The sequence below is a fragment of the Shimia sp. genome, assembly GCF_965227725.1.
GTDB lineage: Bacteria > Pseudomonadota > Alphaproteobacteria > Rhodobacterales > Rhodobacteraceae > Shimia.
This window is the reverse complement of the sequence record NZ_CBDDGH010000005.1, coordinates 528,428-546,606: the sequence shown is the minus strand read 5'-3', so window position 1 is coordinate 546,606 and position 18,179 is coordinate 528,428. Positions and strand designations below refer to the sequence as shown.

15 protein-coding genes and 1 tRNA gene are annotated in these 18,179 nt (G+C 55.9%); 11 read left to right on the top strand and 5 right to left on the bottom strand.

Going from position 1 to position 18,179, the window contains the following annotated elements; genetic code table 11:
* Positions 1–87: 87 nt before the first annotated feature.
* Positions 88–582: a hypothetical protein gene (locus ACO07T_RS13020; RefSeq protein ID WP_422049771.1), complete on the top strand. Its 495-nt coding sequence runs from the start codon at positions 88–90 to the stop codon at positions 580–582.
* A gap of 5 nt (positions 583–587) precedes the next feature.
* On the opposite strand, the gene ACO07T_RS13015 is transcribed toward ACO07T_RS13020, so the two are convergent.
* Together ACO07T_RS13015 and ACO07T_RS13010 are read right to left on the bottom strand one after the other, a co-directional pair.
* Positions 588–2,810, bottom strand: coding sequence for a CHASE2 domain-containing protein (locus ACO07T_RS13015; RefSeq protein ID WP_422049770.1), 2,223 nt, complete (start codon positions 2,808–2,810; stop codon positions 588–590).
* Positions 2,811–2,996: 186 nt separating this feature from the next.
* A complete protein-coding gene (locus tag ACO07T_RS13010; RefSeq protein ID WP_422050504.1) occupies positions 2,997–4,214 on the bottom strand; it encodes an MFS transporter in 1,218 nt (405 codons plus the stop codon).
* A gap of 275 nt (positions 4,215–4,489) precedes the next feature.
* On the opposite strand from ACO07T_RS13010, the gene cyoA reads away from it, so the two are divergent.
* The 6 genes from cyoA (at position 4,490) to ACO07T_RS12980 (ending at position 10,840) form a co-directional block, all read left to right on the top strand.
* Entirely contained in the window at positions 4,490–5,569 is a 1,080-nt protein-coding gene (cyoA, locus tag ACO07T_RS13005; protein WP_422049769.1) for a ubiquinol oxidase subunit II, read from the top strand.
* Between the two features lie 3 nt (positions 5,570–5,572).
* Entirely contained in the window at positions 5,573–7,603 is a 2,031-nt protein-coding gene (gene cyoB / locus ACO07T_RS13000) for a cytochrome o ubiquinol oxidase subunit I (protein ID WP_422049768.1), read from the top strand.
* A 5-nt stretch (positions 7,604–7,608) separates the two neighbouring features.
* Positions 7,609–8,253 carry a cytochrome o ubiquinol oxidase subunit III gene (gene cyoC, locus ACO07T_RS12995; protein ID WP_422049767.1) on the top strand — a complete coding sequence of 215 codons (645 nt, stop codon included), beginning with the start codon at positions 7,609–7,611 and terminating at the stop codon, positions 8,251–8,253.
* Positions 8,250–8,606: a cytochrome o ubiquinol oxidase subunit IV gene (gene cyoD / locus ACO07T_RS12990; protein ID WP_209060277.1), complete on the top strand. Its 357-nt coding sequence runs from the start codon at positions 8,250–8,252 to the stop codon at positions 8,604–8,606. The genes cyoC and cyoD overlap by 4 nt, the downstream gene beginning before the upstream one ends.
* A complete protein-coding gene (locus tag ACO07T_RS12985; protein ID WP_422049766.1) occupies positions 8,603–9,322 on the top strand; it encodes an SURF1 family protein in 720 nt (239 codons plus the stop codon). Before cyoD ends, ACO07T_RS12985 begins: the two co-directional genes overlap by 4 nt.
* 231 nt (positions 9,323–9,553) lie before the next feature.
* Entirely contained in the window at positions 9,554–10,840 is a 1,287-nt protein-coding gene (locus ACO07T_RS12980; RefSeq protein WP_422049765.1) for a uracil-xanthine permease family protein, read from the top strand.
* Positions 10,841–11,108: 268 nt separating this feature from the next.
* Here ACO07T_RS12980 and ACO07T_RS12975 read toward each other — a convergent pair.
* Both ACO07T_RS12975 and ACO07T_RS12970 read right to left on the bottom strand, forming a co-directional pair.
* Positions 11,109–11,198, bottom strand: a tRNA-Ser gene (locus ACO07T_RS12975).
* Positions 11,199–11,356: 158 nt separating this feature from the next.
* Positions 11,357–12,724 (bottom strand): class II 3-deoxy-7-phosphoheptulonate synthase, encoded by a 1,368-nt coding sequence (locus tag ACO07T_RS12970; protein WP_209060283.1) that lies wholly within the window; start codon positions 12,722–12,724, stop codon positions 11,357–11,359.
* Positions 12,725–12,886: 162 nt separating this feature from the next.
* On the opposite strand from ACO07T_RS12970, the gene ACO07T_RS12965 reads away from it, so the two are divergent.
* Positions 12,887–13,888 carry a GlxA family transcriptional regulator gene (locus ACO07T_RS12965; RefSeq protein WP_422049764.1) on the top strand — a complete coding sequence of 334 codons (1,002 nt, stop codon included), beginning with the start codon at positions 12,887–12,889 and terminating at the stop codon, positions 13,886–13,888.
* 35 nt (positions 13,889–13,923) lie between these two features.
* Here the strand turns inward: ACO07T_RS12965 and ACO07T_RS12960 are convergent, their stop codons facing one another.
* Positions 13,924–15,030 carry a PQQ-dependent sugar dehydrogenase gene (locus ACO07T_RS12960; protein WP_422049763.1) on the bottom strand — a complete coding sequence of 369 codons (1,107 nt, stop codon included), beginning with the start codon at positions 15,028–15,030 and terminating at the stop codon, positions 13,924–13,926.
* 158 nt (positions 15,031–15,188) lie between these two features.
* Here ACO07T_RS12960 and ACO07T_RS12955 point away from each other — a divergent pair, with 158 nt between their 5' ends.
* The 3 genes from ACO07T_RS12955 to ACO07T_RS12945 all read left to right on the top strand — a co-directional run bounded on the left by ACO07T_RS12955 (position 15,189) and on the right by ACO07T_RS12945 (position 18,178).
* Positions 15,189–16,376, top strand: a complete 1,188-nt coding sequence (locus ACO07T_RS12955) for an ABC transporter substrate-binding protein (RefSeq protein WP_209083455.1) — start codon at positions 15,189–15,191, stop codon at positions 16,374–16,376.
* Positions 16,377–16,472: 96 nt separating this feature from the next.
* On the top strand, positions 16,473–17,255 hold the full coding sequence (locus ACO07T_RS12950) for an ABC transporter ATP-binding protein (protein ID WP_422049762.1): 783 nt from the start codon (positions 16,473–16,475) through the stop codon (positions 17,253–17,255).
* 95 nt (positions 17,256–17,350) lie between these two features.
* A complete protein-coding gene (locus ACO07T_RS12945) occupies positions 17,351–18,178 on the top strand; it encodes an ABC transporter ATP-binding protein (RefSeq protein ID WP_209060296.1) in 828 nt (275 codons plus the stop codon).
* The last annotated feature ends 1 nt before the right edge of the window (position 18,179 follow it).

The following is an 18,179-nucleotide window of genomic DNA, read 5'->3' as shown; positions in this document are numbered from 1 at the left end:
CATGAGTTAACCTCATTTCCACTCTACCCTCCTATTTTGTGGGGCAGTTGACCGGCAGGATGGGCCGGCTCTGCGACGGAGTGGATCTTGAAAAATCGGCGCTTGAGCGGCCATCGTTGGGCGCTTGCTTTCTTTTGCACGCTGCAAATAGCATCGCTACCCTTGGCCCGCATCAGTTTAGCGGCTATGCCAGAAGTCCCCGCTGACGCTCCACTCATCATTCACAATGATCGCGGCGGCCTCCTTACGGATCGCATTCACCAGCTGCGAAATTTGGTCACCACACAAACCCCCGTCGAAATTCGTGGCGAAGTCTGTCACTCAACCTGCACGATGTTGTTGGGGTTGCCAGATGTCTGTGTTTCGCCAAATACCCGATTTGGTTTCCATGGCCCCAGCAAAAGCGGCGCACCAATTAAGCCTGAGGTGTTTGAACGCGCCTCTCGAGTGATTGCCAGTTTCTACCCAAATGATCTGCGTGACTGGTACATGAGTTCCGCTCGCTATCACATTGCTGAACATGAAGAAAAAACCGGGGCGGAGCTAATTAAACTCGGCATACCGCGCTGCGCCAACTCCTAAGCACTCTACTTCGTCGTTGCATCATGGACGCCGTCCCAATCCCTAGGTGGTGGTAAGCGTTCAAAATCTTCAATCCGCGTATGATAGTTCATCAGATGTGTGTTTAGCCTGGCATCGAAGTCGGTCACCAGCGGTTTGAGAGTTTCCAGCATTTCCTTGGCCCGCGCCCAGTCGCGCGAACGATATGCCTCAAGCATCTCTGCATTTGTCTGCCGAATTTTTGCAAACATCGCTTCTCTGAGTAACTTTACGTCGCCTAGTAGTGCAAAGATATGCTCAGCCTGCTGCTTGCCCTTTAACCGCACAAAATCGACTTCCAACAAGGCAAAATCATCACGGACCAAACGCTCGGTCTCTGCAGCCACGATGACTGTCTTGCCGTAAGTGCTTGATTGGCCTTCAAGGCGCGACGCCAAATTCACTGGATCCCCCATGGCGGTGTAGTCAAACCGCGTGTCCGACCCCATGTTGCCAACCATGCAGGACCCGGTTGCGATCCCGATCCCAAACCGGATTTCGAGAAACTCAGTACCGGCAGCCTTTGCTTCCTTCTGCCTCTTGATGTTGAGAGCTTCCACGCCGTCGCGCATCAACAACGCGGCTCGACAGGCCGCGCGCGCATGATCCTCGTGGCTGAGCGGGGCATTCCAGAAGGCCATCACCGCATCGCCCATGAATTTATCAATCGTCCCCTTTTCATTCAGGATGGCGTTGGACTGGAGATTGAGAAACGTATTCATCAACCGTGTCAGGCCTGCAGGATTATCGCGGAAACTCTCTGCAATGGGCGTGAAGCCTCGCACGTCGCTGAACAACAATGTCAGCTCTCTTGTTTCCCCGCCTAGCTGCAAGCCATCCGGGTTGTCGCTCAATGCATTCACCAGATCTTCGGAAACATAATGCCCAAACGCACTCCGAATATCGCGGCGACGCTTCTCTTCGCGCATATAGTTTGTCGTCGACATAAAGATGATCGTCGCTAGGGCAGAAACGATCGGGAAACTCGCATCCAAAAGGATTTTTTCGTTTTGAAACAGCAGGAAAGAGCCCCATCCAAAAGCTGTTAGCATGGCCACGGAGGAAACCGCTAGAAACCCTGCATTCATGATCGGGGTGACGATCACAAACAACAAACACAGAAGAAGCGTAACAGCCAATTCAGCAGAGATTGCATAGTTCGGCCTTTGCAAGAGAGAGCCTGTAAGCAGATTTTCCAGCAACTGCGCGTGAAGCTCCACACCGGGGACAGCCACGCCAAAGGGTGTCGCCCGATAGTCGCCCAATCCCACCGCCGATGTGCCAAAAAACAGCAGCTTACCGGCCACATGATCTGGCCTAAGTTTTCCGTTCAACACATCTGAAGCTGGGATAAATCGCTCCTGCAGCGAGCGCGTTAAATACGGCCTGACAGTGCCATCAGCTGCGGTCTGTATAAACTGACGCGCAAGCACGACCCCATCAACACCTGCCTCATTGGATCTCAGCACAAAAGGTGCCCCACCTGTGGCGACGCGTAACATCTCTGGCGCAAGAGCAAGGCGTAGCTGGCCCTGTGCGTTCATAACCATTGGCAAATTGCGATAGACCCCGTCCGGATCCGGTCGAATACTGAACATTCCTCTGCCGGAAGCGGCATCCTCAAGCACTGGCAAGTTTTGCACGAGATCAGGCAGCTCCAGAATGAACCCCACAGGAGACGGCCCCATCATGGCATGTGGCACATCCGGGATTTGTTCATTAGGGATCGAACGATGGAATGCGCTTCGAATGCTCGTTTGCCCCACAATCACGCGGGCACGTTTGAAAGACGCTGCCAATACATCGTCGTTGTCAGGAAGCAGCGACAGCGCCTGAGAAACCTGCTGCGGTAATGCGCTGTTGTCCAAAGCAATAGCCTGCGGAGAGAGACGGTCGGGTTCGGCAAAAATTACGTCAAATGCTATCGCGACCGCGCCGAACTCGGTCAGCTTGTCGATCATTTCGGCAAACCGCGTCCGTGGCCAAGGCCATTGACCAATTTCAGCGATGCTGGCGTCGTCGATATCGATAATCGCTACAGGAAGCTCTTCCGGTACACGCGGCAAAATACGTTGGTAGGCATCAAAGGTGAGGTTGCGCACAAGCTGCACCGGAATTGGGTCAGCAATGCGGACGAACAGCGCAAAAACAATCAAACCCAACGCTACAATCCGAGCAAAGGCGACGGACTCAATAAACCGAACAAACATGTTCCGATTAAGCAAGAGCCTGAGAGTTTTGGCAAATACTTCTGTAGATCAGCGGTTTTAAGCGCTGGTAAGGGGCTGATCGGCTCCAAAGACGGCCGTTGTATTCGCCCACTATCTCTCGATAGCCAACTGGCGATGCCAAGGTTTAGAAACCTGTCGCACCGCCAGCCAGAGTAATTTCGTCGATCAGGCGCGCTGATCCAGGGCGCGTTTTTTGTCGCCTTCACGCAGCAAGTACAGCGCGAGCAACGTCACGGCGACGCCAGACAGCAGGTAGATCGCCGCCGCCCAAAGGCCAAAACGGGACGCCAAGAACAATCCTGTGAGAGGTGCAAACGCCGCGCCAGCCAACCAGGACAAATTCGTTGCCATGGCCGATCCGGAATATTGATACTCTTCCTTAAAGCGGTTCGGCACGATGGAACTAGATTGCCCATAGGACAGGCCAAGCACCACAAACCCGAAGAGAATGTAGATGGACGGGACGGTTTCCAGCGTCACAAAGCTCAGGCTGAGCAACACCATCAGAACGCTGCTGATAAACAGCACAACACGGCGCGAGAACAAATCGCTCAAAATGCCTGATACGATGACCGAGCCAATCGCCAATGCGCCACCCAGCAGCTGCAGCAGCAGAATTTCGGTGATGTCTCTGCCCGAAAACAGCAGCGCATAGCTGAGCGGGAAGACTGTGACCAAGTGGAACAGGGCATAGCTTGCCAGAGGAAGCAGCGCTGACAAAATGATCGTGCGCCATTCGTTTTTCAGAAGGTCCGGAAGCGGTGCCGATTTGAGCAGCGTTTCGTCATCGCTGCCAAAATCAGTTGTCAGCAACCGCAGGCGCGCAAACAGAGAAACCACGTTCACGGCCATCACTGCAAAGAAGGCAAAGCGCCATCCGTAGGTCAGGAATTCCTCTTCCGTCAGGAAACCTGTCAACACATAGAAAAGCGCCGCTGCAACGCAGAATCCGATAGGCCCACCAAGCTGAGGCACCATGCTGTAGCGCCCTTCCCGGCCCTCAGGTGCGGCCGACTTCAGCTGCAACGTAATGCCGTCCCAAGCGCCGCCGAGACCTAGCCCCTGCACAAATCGCAGAACGCCCAACATGATGGGTGCAGCAATGCCCCAATTCTGGTAACTTGGCAGCAATCCGATGGCCACCGTCGACGATCCGAGAATCATGAGTGCCAGAGTTATCTTTCCCGGCCTCCCGATCTTGGTTTGAATGCGTCGCGCGAGCATACTGGCGATCGGCCTTGCGACAAAAGCAAGTGAAAACAATGCGAAAGACCACAAAGTTCCACTAAGCGGATCCAGATGAGGAAAGAAAACCGCTGGAAAAACGAGGGCTGAAGCGATGGCGTAGACAAAAAATCCGAAAAAATCCGTCACCCTTGCCATCACCACGGTGATGACAACATCGTCGAGTGTGACGTTTTGTTGTGCAGTTGCTTCAGTTATTGCCATATTTTTCAGCCTCCGTCTGATGAATTCACCTCTGATCCTCTCCTCAAAGGATCAAAGACGCCTCAACCGCCCTGCTTCGGCAAATTTGACGCAGCGCAGCATCTTGCAACTGAAGCGTACTGGCGATATTCGCCCCCGGCAAGGTGCGAACGGCGCCTGATCGCCGTTAAACCCAGTTAAATATATCCAGATACGAAAAGAAGAATGCCATGCTGCTGAAACGCGTTGGTTTGTTCGTGCTCCCGTTGTTGTTATTATCAGGGTGCCAACTCACAGTCCTTAATCCGGCCGGCGACATCGCTGCGCAACAGGGCGACCTGATCATCTACGCAACCGTGCTGATGCTGATCGTGATTGTGCCAGTCATGGCGCTGACAGTCTTTTTCGCCGTGAAATACAGGGCCTCTAACGAAGAGGCTACTTACGAACCTGACTGGGATCACTCTGTCAGTCTCGAGGTTGTTGTTTGGTCTGTGCCGCTGGCCATCATCATCTGCCTTGCTGGTCTGACCTGGGTCGCGACCCACCGTCTTGAGCCCTACGACGATCTGAAGCGGATTTCTGCTGAAAAGCCAATCGATCCAAGTGTTGAACCTCTGGAAGTGCAAGTGGTCGCACTGGATTGGAAATGGCTGTTCATTTATCCGGAATACGGCATTGCAACCGTGAACGAAGCAGCCGCCATCGTTGACCGCCCTGTGGAGTGGAAAATCACCTCTGCGACGGTGATGAATGCGTTCTACATCCCTGAAATGGCCGGCATGATCTACGCCATGGGTGGCATGGAGACCGAGCTGAACGCAGTGATCAACGCCCCGGGCGAGTTCGAAGGCTTCTCAGCCAACTACAGCGGCAACGGCTTCTCTCACATGCGCTTTGACTTCCACGCGCTGGACGAAGCTGACTTTGATGCATGGGTCGAAAAAGTCCGCGAGGCCCCTCAGGCGCTGGATCAGGATGCCTATGTCGCGCTTGAACCACAAAGCACCGATCACCCGGTCACCTATTACTCCTCTGTCGAAGCTGGCATCTGGGATAAGATCCTGAACATGTGCGCAGGCGAGGACGACCTCTGCCTCAATGACATGATGATGGCTGACGCACTTGGCGGCGGCGGCATCGAAGGGCTTTATAACCGTGAGCTTTTCCGCGGTCTGTGCGCGGCGGACGATCCGCAGGGTCTGTTTGACATCCTGCGCCCCGATCTGGCTGAACGTCGCGACGAGATCATCAACGCAATGCTGAGTGACTCCACTCTGCTTCCTTCCTCTACAGTACAGGCGAACTGATACATGGCGAGCCCAACCGCAGCCGTCGAGCACGGCACAGATATCGTCAACTCTGCCCACTGGTTCTGGGGCAAGTTGGGATGGGACATCTTCCCGTTCTACGATCCAATCATCTTTGGCACCTTCATTGGCACCTGTCTTCTCGGGTTGGCCGTGTTTGGTGCCATCACCTACTTCCGTCTCTGGGGCTATCTCTGGAACGAGTGGTTCACCTCGATTGACCACAAGAAAATCGGGATCATGTATATGATCCTTGGCACCATCATGTTGGTGCGTGGCTTTGCCGATGCCTTGCTCATGCGCTTGCATCAGGCTTTGGCCTCCTCGGGATATGTCGGCTTTCTGCCCGCCTATCACTATGATCAGGTCTTCACCGTACACGGCGTGATCATGATCTTCTTCGTGGCGATGCCTTTTGTCACGGGCTTCATGAACTATGTGATGCCCCTGCAGATCGGCGCGCGCGACGTGGCCTTCCCGTTCCTCAACAACTTCAGCTTCTGGCTGACAGTGTCGGGTGCGGTGCTGATCATGATCTCGCTGTTTGTGGGCGAATTTGCGGCAACCGGCTGGTTGGCCTACCCACCTCTTTCGGGTCTGACGTTCAGCCCGGGTGTTGGCATGGACTACTATCTCTGGTCCCTCAACATCGCAGGTATCGGTACGACGCTTTCCGGGATCAACCTGGTTGTGACCATCGTGAAAATGCGCGCACCGGGCATGACCTGGATGAAGATGCCTGTCTTCACCTGGACCACGCTCTGCACCAACGTTCTGATCGTGGCCACCTTCCCTGTGCTGACAGCCACCCTCGCGCTGCTGACTGCAGACCGTTACCTCGGCACCCACTTCTTCACCAATGAAATGGGCGGCAGCCCAATGATGTATGTGAACCTGATCTGGATCTGGGGTCACCCAGAGGTTTACATCCTCACGCTGCCGGTCTTTGGCATCTTCTCCGAGATCGTGCCAACCTTCACCAAGAAACGCCTCTTTGGCTATGCGTCCATGGTTTACGCCACCTGCGTGATCATGATCCTGAGCTACATCGTTTGGCTGCACCACTTCTTCACCATGGGAGCCGGTGCAAATGTGAACTCCTTCTTCGGGATCACAACGATGATCATCTCGATCCCAACGGGCGCGAAGCTCTTCAACTGGCTGTTCACCATGTACAAAGGCCGCATCAGCTTTGAGCTGCCAATGATGTGGACCATTGCCTTCATGCTGACCTTTGTGATCGGCGGCCTCACAGGCGTGCTTCTGGCCATTCCGCCAGCGGACTACGTCCTGCACAACTCGCTGTTCCTGGTGGCACACTTCCACAATGTGATCATTGGCGGCGTGGTGTTCGGTATCTTTGCGGGCATCAACTACTGGTGGCCCAAAGCCTTTGGCTTCAAGCTGGACCCATTCTGGGGCAAAGTCAGCTTCTGGGGCTGGGTTGTCGGCTTCTGGTTTGCCTTCATGCCGCTCTACATCATGGGCCTGATGGGTGTGACACGACGCCTGAGCCAGTTTGAAGACACTTTCTACAGCGTCTACTTCATCGTGGCTCTTGTGGGTGCACTGATGATTGCTGTGGGTCTTCTGGCCTTCATCGTTCAGATCGGTGTCAGCATCCTGAAACGCGAAGAGCTGAAGGTTGATGGCGATCCATGGGGCGGCCGTTCACTGGAATGGGCAACCACCTCTCCACCGCCTTACTACAACTTTGCCTTCAACATGCGTGTCTACACGCTGGATGCGTGGCAGCATATGAAAGACAACGGCTACAAAAAGCCAATGGACGGCTTCGCGCCCATCCATATGCCGCACTACACCTCCAGCGGGATCATCATCTCCGGTTTCATGACCGTAATGGGATTCGCACTGATCTGGCACGTGTGGTGGTTGGCGGCTGTGACCTTCTTTGCCTCCCTCATCTGGGGCATCGGCCACACATTCAACTACAACCGTGATTACTACATCCCTGCTGACGAGGTCCGCGCGATCGAAACCGGCAAGGCAGCAACCATGAGCCCGGCGGAGTAAATCTAATGTCCTCAGCTACCGTTGACACGCCGGAAGGCGGCTTTGAATTCATCGTCCATGATGACCATCATCATGACGATGGAGAGCACCACCACGAAACCGGGACAATGCTCGGTTTCTGGATCTACCTGATGAGCGACTGCCTGATCTTTGGCATTCTCTTTGCGATCTATGCAGTTGTGGGCCAGAACTATGCGGCTGGCCCCGCTCCTGTGGATCTCTTTGAGCTCGACAAGATCGCTTGGGCCACCGCCTGGCTTTTGCTCTCTTCGATCACCTACGGGTTCTCCGTGATCAAAATGCATGAGAACAACAAGAACATGATGATGTTCTGGTTGCTTGTGACAGGCATCTTTGGCGCGGCGTTCCTGTATCTGTCGGTCGAAGAATTCATGCACCTCTGGCACATCGGTGCCGGTCCGGGTGCTTCGGCCTTCCTGTCCGCGTTCTGGTTCCTTGTGGGCACCCACGGTGTGCACGTGGCCTGTGGCGCGCTCTGGCTGGTTGTTCTGCTGGTGCAGGTTCAGATCCACGGTCTGACCCCTGAAAACAAACGCCGCATCCTGTGCCTGAGCCTGTTCTGGCACTTCCTCGACCTGATCTGGATCGGGGTGTTCTCATTCGTCTATCTCACAGGGGTTCTGCTATGAGCGCTGAAACACACGACTCAGCCAAGGCCTATCGCGACTATCTGAAAGGCTTCATCTTTTCGGTGATCCTGACGGTTATCCCGTTCTATTGCGTGATGAGCGGCGCGGTCACCGATGTGCCGACCCTGATTGCCATCATCTTCGGCCTCGGCGCGATCCAGATGCTTGTGCATGTGGTCTACTTCCTGCACCTGACCGTCAGCGCAGAAGACGGATGGCAGGCCATGTCGGTTGTCTTCACCGTGATGCTTGTCGTGATTATCATGGCCGGCTCGATCTGGGTGATGGCGCACCTTCATGAGAACATGATGCCAGCACACGATCAGATTGAACGGATCAAAAACCTGCCATGACGGCCTCTTCAACCCGCGTGAAACGTCCTCTTTGGGTCGATGTCACTCTCCTGCTGTTGTCCTCTGCGCTCTTCCTTTCCATGGTCGCGCTTGGCAACTGGCAGGTTCGGAGACTCGGCGAGAAGCTGGACCTGATCACGCGGGTTGAAACCTACGCATATGGGGATCCTGTCCCCGCGCCAATGGAAGGTGTCCCGCCAGAATATCTGCGGGTACACCTCTCCGGCACATACGATCACACAAAATCCATCCTCATCAAGGCGGTGACCGATCTTGGCCCCGGCTATTGGATGATGACCCCCCTCCTCATCACAGACGCAGCAGACACAGCGGTTTGGATCAATCGCGGGTTTGTGCCTACGGGAACCGCAGATACGGATTGGTCGCTACCGGAAGGCCCCCAAGAGATTGTTGGTCTTGTGCGCCCGAGCCAGCCCGAGGGGACTCTGCTGGAAAGCAATTTGCCCGACCAGGATCGCTGGGTCTCGCCTGATCTTTCCGTGATGTCCACGACTGTGGGGCTTCACAATACTCTCGATTACTATGTGGCAGCTGAACACAGCGGCGCAGAATCTGCCTGGCCGCGCGGCGGCATGACACGCCTCACATTCAGCAACTCACACCTCAGCTACGCTCTGACATGGTACGCCATGGCCGTCCTTTTCCTCGCAGCGATGCTCTACGTCATCTGGGATCGCAGACGCGCCAACACCTGACACTGTCAGCCCCTTCCAAATGGCAAAACAGAATAGACCTTCAGCCTGCGCTGAAAGGTCTCTGCTCCATGTCGCAAAATTAAGCTTTTTGTAAGCTTTTCGCCTTGCGGCATCTGCGTGATTGGGCAATCAGACATCCCTAATAAAGAACGCTCTTCGCGCGCTTTACAGCCCTGCCAAACAGCAGAGGCACAGATACCGACATTCACCAGTATGGAGACAAAACGCACAATGTCTGCACGACAAGACAGCGATGGTGGCATCCCATCATCCGAGACCACTTATAAATTCGGGCTACAGCAAGCGCTCGCAGGGGCACAGATGCTCTTCGTGGCTTTTGGAGCCTTGGTCCTTGTTCCAATTCTCACAGGCCTCAATGCGAGCGTCGCGCTGTTCACGGCCGGCGTTGGCACCCTGATCTTTCAGATCGTGACACGTGGGCAAGTGCCGGTATTTCTGGCCTCCTCTTTTGCCTTCATTGCACCCATCATCTACGGCGTACAGACGTGGGGTCTGGCAGCCACCACAGGCGGTCTGGCCGCCGCTGGTCTGCTCTATGTTGTGCTCAGCTTTGCCATCCGCATCTGGGGCAGCGGCTTTCTGCACAAATACCTGCCACCGGTCGTGGTTGGCCCGGTGATCATGATCATCGGCCTGTCGCTTGCGCCGGTCGCGATCAACATGTCCACAGGGCTCGCAGGTGACACACAGATCATGCCACGCGGCATCGCCATGCTGCTGGCGGCTATCGCGCTTGGCACCACCATGCTCACCGCAATTCTGGGCCGTGGCATCATGAAGATCGTCCCCATCCTGGCAGGCATCGTCGCAGGCTATGTGGCCGCGATTGTGGTTGGCCTGATCACCGGCGAAAGCCTCATCAACACCGCAGGCCTTGCAGATGCGCCTTGGTTCGCGATCCCGGAATTTGTACGCCCGGAGTTCCACCTGGCAGCCATTCTGTTCATCCTGCCAGTGGCAATCGCTCCGGCCATCGAGCATTTCGGCGACATTCTGGCCATCGGCAATGTCACCAAGAAGGACTACCTCAAGAAGCCGGGCATCCAGAACACCATGCTGGGCGACGGTCTGGCGACAACCGCTGCTGGCCTGCTGGGCGGCCCGCCCAACACCACCTACTCCGAGGTAACAGGCGCCGTTACACTGACCCGTGCGTTCAATCCTGCGATCATGACCTGGGCGGCAATCTTCGCAATTGCTCTGTCCTTTGTGGGCAAGCTGGGCGGCTTTCTTGGCACCATCCCGATGCCGGTCATGGGTGGCATCATGATCCTGCTCTTTGGCATGGTGACCGTTGTCGGCATGAGTGTGGTCGCAAAGATCGGCGATGAGCTTCACGATCCCCGCAACATGGTGATTGCCTCCACAATCTTGGTGCTGGGCCTTGGCGGTTTGACCCTTTCGTTTGGCGAAGGCTTCTCTCTTGCCGGAATCGGTCTGGCTGGCGTCGCCGGGCTCCTCCTGAACATGATTCTACCGCAAACCCGTAAGGACTAACTTCGGCTTGCCGAGCCAGAAAAGAGCGCTGCCCACCCTCCGGGCCGCGCTCATCCCCTATCCGTCAATTGACTGACATTCCCCCCGACATGGTGAAAAGACCGCCGCCTGCTCTTCTATAGAGCAAGCGATCCCTACCGTTGGGAAAAACGCGATACGATGCAGCCACAAGTCAGATCGCAAAGTAACCCGAACAAGTCCTGCAATCGCGTCAAACAGCACAAGGCATTGAATTACATTGATTTATTTCAGAGGGGGGGGGGGTATATGGCGGAGAGACAGGGATTCGAACCCTGGAGACGGTTTCCCGCCTACACACTTTCCAGGCGTGCGCCTTCGACCACTCGGCCACCTCTCCGCATCAAAGAGATGATGTTGTCATCGTCTCTCTGTGGAGCGGGGTTTACCTCTAACTGTCAGGAGGATGCAAGAGGCAAAATGAGGTATTTTTTGGATTTCTGAACAAAAAAGAGCCGCGCAGTTGCGCGGCTCTTTTCAGGTCCTAATAAACCTTTATCAGACGGCCTCTGCGGCCTGTGGGCGGTCTCTGTTTGACAGCTCTTCGGCCACCAGGAACGCAAGCTCAAGCGACTGACTGGCGTTCAGGCGCGGGTCACAGGCGGTGTGATAGCGCGCAGAGAGATCTTCCTCTGTCACGGCCCGCACACCACCGGTGCATTCAGTCACGTCCTGACCGGTCATCTCAAAGTGCACACCACCCGGGATGGTGCCTTCAGCCTTATGCACGCCGAAGAACTCACGCACTTCGCGCAGCACGCTGTCAAACGGACGTGTCTTATAGCCGGTCGCCGATTTGATGGTGTTGCCATGCATCGGGTCACAGGTCCAAAGCACATTGGCGCCCTCTTCCTGAACTGCTTTGACCAGACGTGGCAGATGATCCCCAACGCTGCCCGCACCAAAGCGCGCGATCAGAGTTAGACGGCCTGCCTCATTCTCCGGGTTCAGCTTTTCCATCAGAACCTTCAGGTCGTCCGCCGTGGTGGTCGGACCACACTTCAGGCCAATCGGGTTCTGAACGCCGCGAGCGAACTCAACATGGGCACCATCAGGCTGGCGGGTACGGTCGCCAATCCAGATCATGTGGCCGGAACCAGCAAGCCATTTGCCAGAAGTCGAATCCAGACGGGTCAACGCCTCTTCATACTCCAGAAGCAGCGATTCATGGCTGGTGTAGAAATCCACAGTCTGCAGCGTATGCAGACGATCAGAGGTCACCCCGGCCGCCTTCATGAAATCGAGCGTATCGCTGATACGATTTGCCATATCCCGGTATTTCTCAGCCTTCTCACCTTCGGTGAAGCCGAGTGTCCAGGCGTGCACCTGATGCACATCCGCATAACCACCGGTGGAGAACGCGCGCAGAAGGTTCAGCGTTGCTGCCGCCTGAGTGTAGGCCTGCAACATCTTGCTAGGCGCAGGGATGCGCGATTCTGGTGTGAAAGCCAGATCGTTGATGATGTCGCCACGGTAGCTTGGCAGCTCAACACCATCCACAGTCTCTGTTGGCGCGGAGCGTGGCTTGGCAAATTGCCCCGCCATACGGCCCACTTTGACCACCGGCACCTTGGCACCATAGGTCAGCACCATCGCCATTTGCAGCATCACTTTGAACGTGTCACGAATGCCATCTGCGCTGAACTGCTCAAAGCTCTCGGCGCAGTCTCCCCCCTGCAGCAAAAAGGCCTCGCCGCGAGAAGCGGCCCCAAGCTGTGCTTTCAGGCGGCGCGCTTCGCCGGCAAAGACCAACGGCGGATAGCTTGCCAGCTTGGCTTCAACTGCCTTAAGCTCTGCTTCATCCGTATATTCAGGCATCTGAACTCTGGGCTTTGCGCGCCAGTCAGATTTTTGCCATTCTGCCATTGTCTTTACTCCGATTAGACAGGTTAAAGGCACCTTATACAAAAGCTCTTGTGATAGAGCCATAGATGAAATATCCGACTTTGACGGGCGCGTCCGAGACCCCGTCAAATCCAAACAAACAAGGCGCTTTGAAAGCGCCCTCACCACGGGGAAAAGGGAACGATGTCAAAGACTTCGACCATCGGTTCTGAACTTGGCGACGACAAAGGACGGCGCTTTGTTTTTGTGCTCCTTGAGAATTTTACGCTGCTTTCTTTTGCATCTGCGATTGACTGCTTGCGGCTTGCCAACCGCCGTCTGGGCCGAGAGCATTACACATGGAATCTATGTGGTGAAGGCGGTGACGCCACCAATTGCTCAACCGGAACGTCACTGAAACTCGACACAGATTTGGAAGAGTTGCACCGCGATGACACGATTGTGCTGTGTGGCGGCGCTGATGTTCAGCAGGCCACAACCAAGCGTTTGCTGAACTGGCTCCGCCGCGAAGCACGCCGTGGTCCCGCTATTGTGGGCCTTTGTACAGCCTCCTACACTATGGCGAAGGCTGGGTTGCTCGACGGCAAGCGCGCGACCATTCACTGGGAAAATCAGGACAGTTTCGCGGAAGAGTTTGAGGAAATTGAACTTTCCAAGGCGGTCTTCACCGCTGATGGCAATCGCATGACCACAGCTGGCGGCACGGCCTCCATCGACCTTTTCCTGAAAATCATCGCACAGGATTTGGGGGAGGAAGTTGCCAACTGGGTCGCGGATCAACAGATCTACAATTCGATTCGGACAGATCAGGACACGCAGCGCCTGTCTGTGCCGACACGGATCGGCGTGCGCCACCCCAAGCTCTCTATGGTTATCCAGATGATGGAAGCCAACATTGAGGAGCCGATCAGCCCTTCTTTGCTGGCAAAAGAAGTTGGTATGTCCACGCGGCAGCTGGAGCGCTTGTTCCGCCGCTACCTCAACCGCTCGCCAAAGCGCTACTACATGGAACTGCGCCTGCAGAAAGCCCGCAATCTGCTGATGCAGACGGACATGAGCGTCATTAACGTGGCTTTGGCCTGTGGCTTCGCCTCACCCAGCCATTTCTCAAAGTGCTATCGGGCGCACTACGAGACAACGCCCTATCGTGAACGCGGCTCCCAGAGCGCCCGGCTGTCTGTGTAGCGGATAGTCCAGACAGCCGCCCCCTGCTTTTTCGGCTAGCTGGCAGGCGTCATTCGGTAGAGCGTGCCCTTATCATCTGAGAGGAACCAGATGGCCCCATTTGGTCCTTCTCGCACATCGCGCACGCGTTTGGTCGCCGATCCTTTTATTTTCTCGACTTCCCGCAATGGCGCCCCGCTGAGGCGGCTCACGTAGTCAAACTTCAGGCTCCCGACGAAGAAGTCCCCGCGCCATTCCGGCCACAGCTTCCCAGAGTAAATCATCAGGCCAGACGGCGCGATTGAGGGATCCCAGTAAAACGCAGGTTGCTCCATACCTGCCTTTTCTGTCCCGACGCCAATCTTCGCCCCTGAATAATGCGCGCCGTAAGAGATAATGGGCCAGCCAAAATTCGCGCCCTTTTTGATGACGTTCACCTCATCGCCTCCTTTTGCGCCATGCTCGACCACCCAAAGACGGCCATCTGCGTCGAGCGTTGCGCCTTGCGGGTTGCGATGACCAAATGACCAGATTTCAGGCTGAGCGCCGGCCTGCCCTCGGAAAGGATTATCCCCGACCGCCCCGCCGGTACGCGCGATACGTACAACCGTTCCTTCGTGACGGGTGACGTCTTGTGCCGCAGGCCGGTCTCCGCGCTCGCCAATCGTGACAAACAAGGTCCCGTCAGTCGCTTCCACAATACGGCTGCCAAAATGGCGCCCCCCGCTGCTGCCCGGTGCCATTTCAAAGATCCTTTTGGCCTCAATCAGATTCGTGCCGTCTTCGGACAAAATCCCGCGATATACAGCGGTGCCGGACCCGCCTTTCTGCCGAACCGCCAGGCTGAGAAACACTTCTCTTGATTGAGAAAAATTGCGTGCCACAACCACATCCAGAAGCCCGCCCTGCCCCTGAACATGCGCCTCAGGCACACCGCGAACAGCGGTGCGTTTGCCATCCGCCGCAACATGCCACAAACGACCGCCGCGTTCAGTGATCAACAGGCTGTCCTCGGGCAGAAACGCAAACCCCCAAGGGTTCTTGAGATCCTCAACCACCGCCTCAACGGTAATGCGCCCCTGAGAGCTTTGAATGCTCTGCGCGATCGAAGGACTGCTGAAACCCAACAGTGAAACACAAATCATCATTCTCAAAAGTCGCATGCAACACCCTGATTTTATGCAAATATTCGGCACTTAGCCGCTTGCTATGTGAAAGCTCCCACCAATGATGAAAAATTGGTCAACAGCCTCTTTCCTTTTGATTTTAGCGCGCTTAGGCTCCAATTCGGAATAACAATAAATCACTAGGGAGTAAGAACATGAAAAAGCTGCTTATGGCCTCCGCCGCAGGCGCATTGCTGGCCGGAGCTGCATCTGCAGAAGACATCAAAATTGGTGTCATCCTGGGCTTCACCGGACCTCTGGAATCCATCACCCCAGCAATGGGTGACGGCGCTGAACTGGCAATCAAAGAAGTGAATGACAGCGGCAAGCTGCTGGGCGGTGCAAGTGTGAGCGCGGTCCGCGCAGACTCCACCTGTATTGATGCCGCCGCGGCCACCGCCGCCGCAGAACGCCTGATCACCTCTGACGGTGTCAAAGCGATCATGGGCGCGGACTGCTCCGGCGTCACCGGTGCGATCCTGCAGAACGTCGCGGTGCCAAACGGTGTTGTGATGATTTCGCCATCGGCAACATCCCCTGGCCTCAGCCACGCCAACAACGAAGATAACGGCCTGTTCTTCCGCACCGCACCTTCTGACGCTCGCCAAGGCGTTGTGATGACAGAAATCCTCATGGAAGAAGGCATCAAGGAAGTTGCTGTTTCTTATGTAAACAACGACTACGGCAAAGGCCTGGCAGACGCGTTTGCCTCCGCTTATGAAGCAGCAGGTGGTTCAATCACCATCAGCGCAGCGCATGAAGACCAGAAAGCAGATTACTCAGCAGAGGTTGGTGCGCTCGCCGCTGCCGGTGGCGAGCGTCTCGTGGTTGCTGGTTACGTTGACGGCGGTGGCTCCGGCATCGTACGCGCCGCAATCGATACGGGCGCATTTGACACCTTCCACTTCCCCGACGGCATGGTCGGCGACCAGCTTCAAGCCAACTTTGGTGACGAAATCGAAGGCTCGACCGGTCAGTTCCCAGGCACCGACAGCCCGGGTGCAGCCAACTACGGCAAGATCGTAGGCGATGCGTTTGATTCCTCCGGCGCCTTCTCTCCGGAAAGCTATGATGCTGCGGCTCTGATCATGCTGGCCATGCAGGCAGCTGGCTCTGCAGAATCCGCTGATTTCAAAGAGAAAGTCATGGAAGTTGCCAACGCACCTGGTGAGAAAATCTACCCAGGTGAGCTGGCAAAGGCACTCGACATCATCGCGGGTGGCGGGGACGTCGACTATGTGGGCGCATCCGCTGTTGAGCTGATCGGCCCAGGTGAATCGGCTGGCAACTACCGCCAGATCGTCATTGACGGCGGCGAGATCACCACAGCTAAGTATCGCTAAACAAAGCGTGAATTGAAACAGAAACAGCCCGGCCTTGCCCGGGCTGTTTCTCCATATATAAGGCGCAGCCAGAACTGTGCATTCGGGGGAAAAGCCATGATCGTCGTAGAAGACGTTCACAAACACTTTGGAGGGTTTCATGCCGTTGACGGTGCGACCCTTCGGATCGAGCCTGGCTCGATTACCGGGTTGATCGGCCCCAACGGCGCCGGAAAAACCACTCTTTTCAACGTCATCGCGGGTGTACTTCAACCCACGTCCGGTCGTGTGACCATGGCGGGCGAAGACATCACCGGCCTGCCACCACATGAGCTGTTTCACAAAGGGCTGCTGCGCACGTTTCAGATCGCCCATGAATTCAGCTCCATGTCCTGCCGTGAAAACCTGATGATGGTGCCCGGCGGGCAATCTGGCGAGACGTTGTGGAACACCTGGTTTGGTCGCAAGCGCATTGCGGATGAGGAACGCGCCTTGCGCGCCAAAGCCGACGAAGTGCTTGAATTCCTTACCATTGAGCACCTTGCCGACCATAAGGCGGGTCAGGTTTCCGGTGGTCAGAAAAAGCTGCTGGAGCTGGGGCGCACCATGATGGTGAATGCCAAGATCGTCTTTCTGGATGAGGTGGGCGCCGGGGTGAACCGCACCCTGCTCAACACCATCGGCGACGCGATTATCCGCCTGAACAAAGAGCGGAATTACACCTTTGTCGTCATCGAACATGACATGGATTTCATCGGCCGCCTCTGTGACCCGGTGATCTGTATGGCAGAAGGCAAAGTGCTCGCAGAAGGCACTTTGGATGAGATCAAAGCCAATGAACAGGTGATCGAGGCCTACCTCGGCACCGGGCTCAAGAACAAGGAACAGCTGAGCGCATAACACGTCGGTATCGCATCGGTATCGCGGCTGCATTGCAGCGGTAAAGCGACCGTGCATTGACGGTGTTATCTGCTTGCTCAGTGAGGAGTGATGGGATGACGGGGAACCCGTATCAGGACGATCGTGGCAACAAAGACGCCTCGATCACCAACCCGAAAGGCGGCGGAGAGCTTGTGAGCTCGGTCGGCACCGGGAAAGAGATGAACACGACCAATGCCTTTTTGGTCGGCGACAGCATGACCGGCGGCTATGGCAAGGACGGTCCGGACATTTTGCATGACTGCACCATTGCCGTGAACCCGGGCGAAATTGCTGTGATCGTCGGGCCAAACGGCGCGGGCAAATCCACCGGTATGAAAGCTGTCTTTGGCATGCTGAACCTGCGTCAGGGCTCGGTGCGACTGGATGGCGAAGACATCACCGATCTGACCCCGCAGGCACGCGTGGCCAAAGGCATGGGTTTTGTGCCGCAAACCAACAATATTTTCACCTCAATGACCGTGGAAGAGAACCTCGAGATGGGGGCCTTCATCCGCACCGATGATTTCTCAGGCACCATCGAGCAGGTCTATCACTTGTTCCCGATCCTTAAGGAAAAGCGCAACCAACCGGCCGGAGAACTGTCTGGCGGCCAGCGGCAGCAGGTGGCCGTAGGCCGCGCGCTGATGACCCAACCCAAGGTTTTGATGCTTGATGAGCCCACAGCGGGGGTGTCGCCCATCGTGATGGACGAGCTTTTTGACCGCATCATCGAAGTCAGCCGCACCGGCATTCCAATCCTGATGGTGGAACAAAACGCCCGCCAAGCGCTAGAAATCGCCGACAAAGGCTACGTGCTGGTTCAGGGCCGCAATGCCTACACCGGCACCGGCAAAGACCTTCTCGCGGATGATGAAGTCCGCAAGAGCTTCTTGGGGGGCTGAC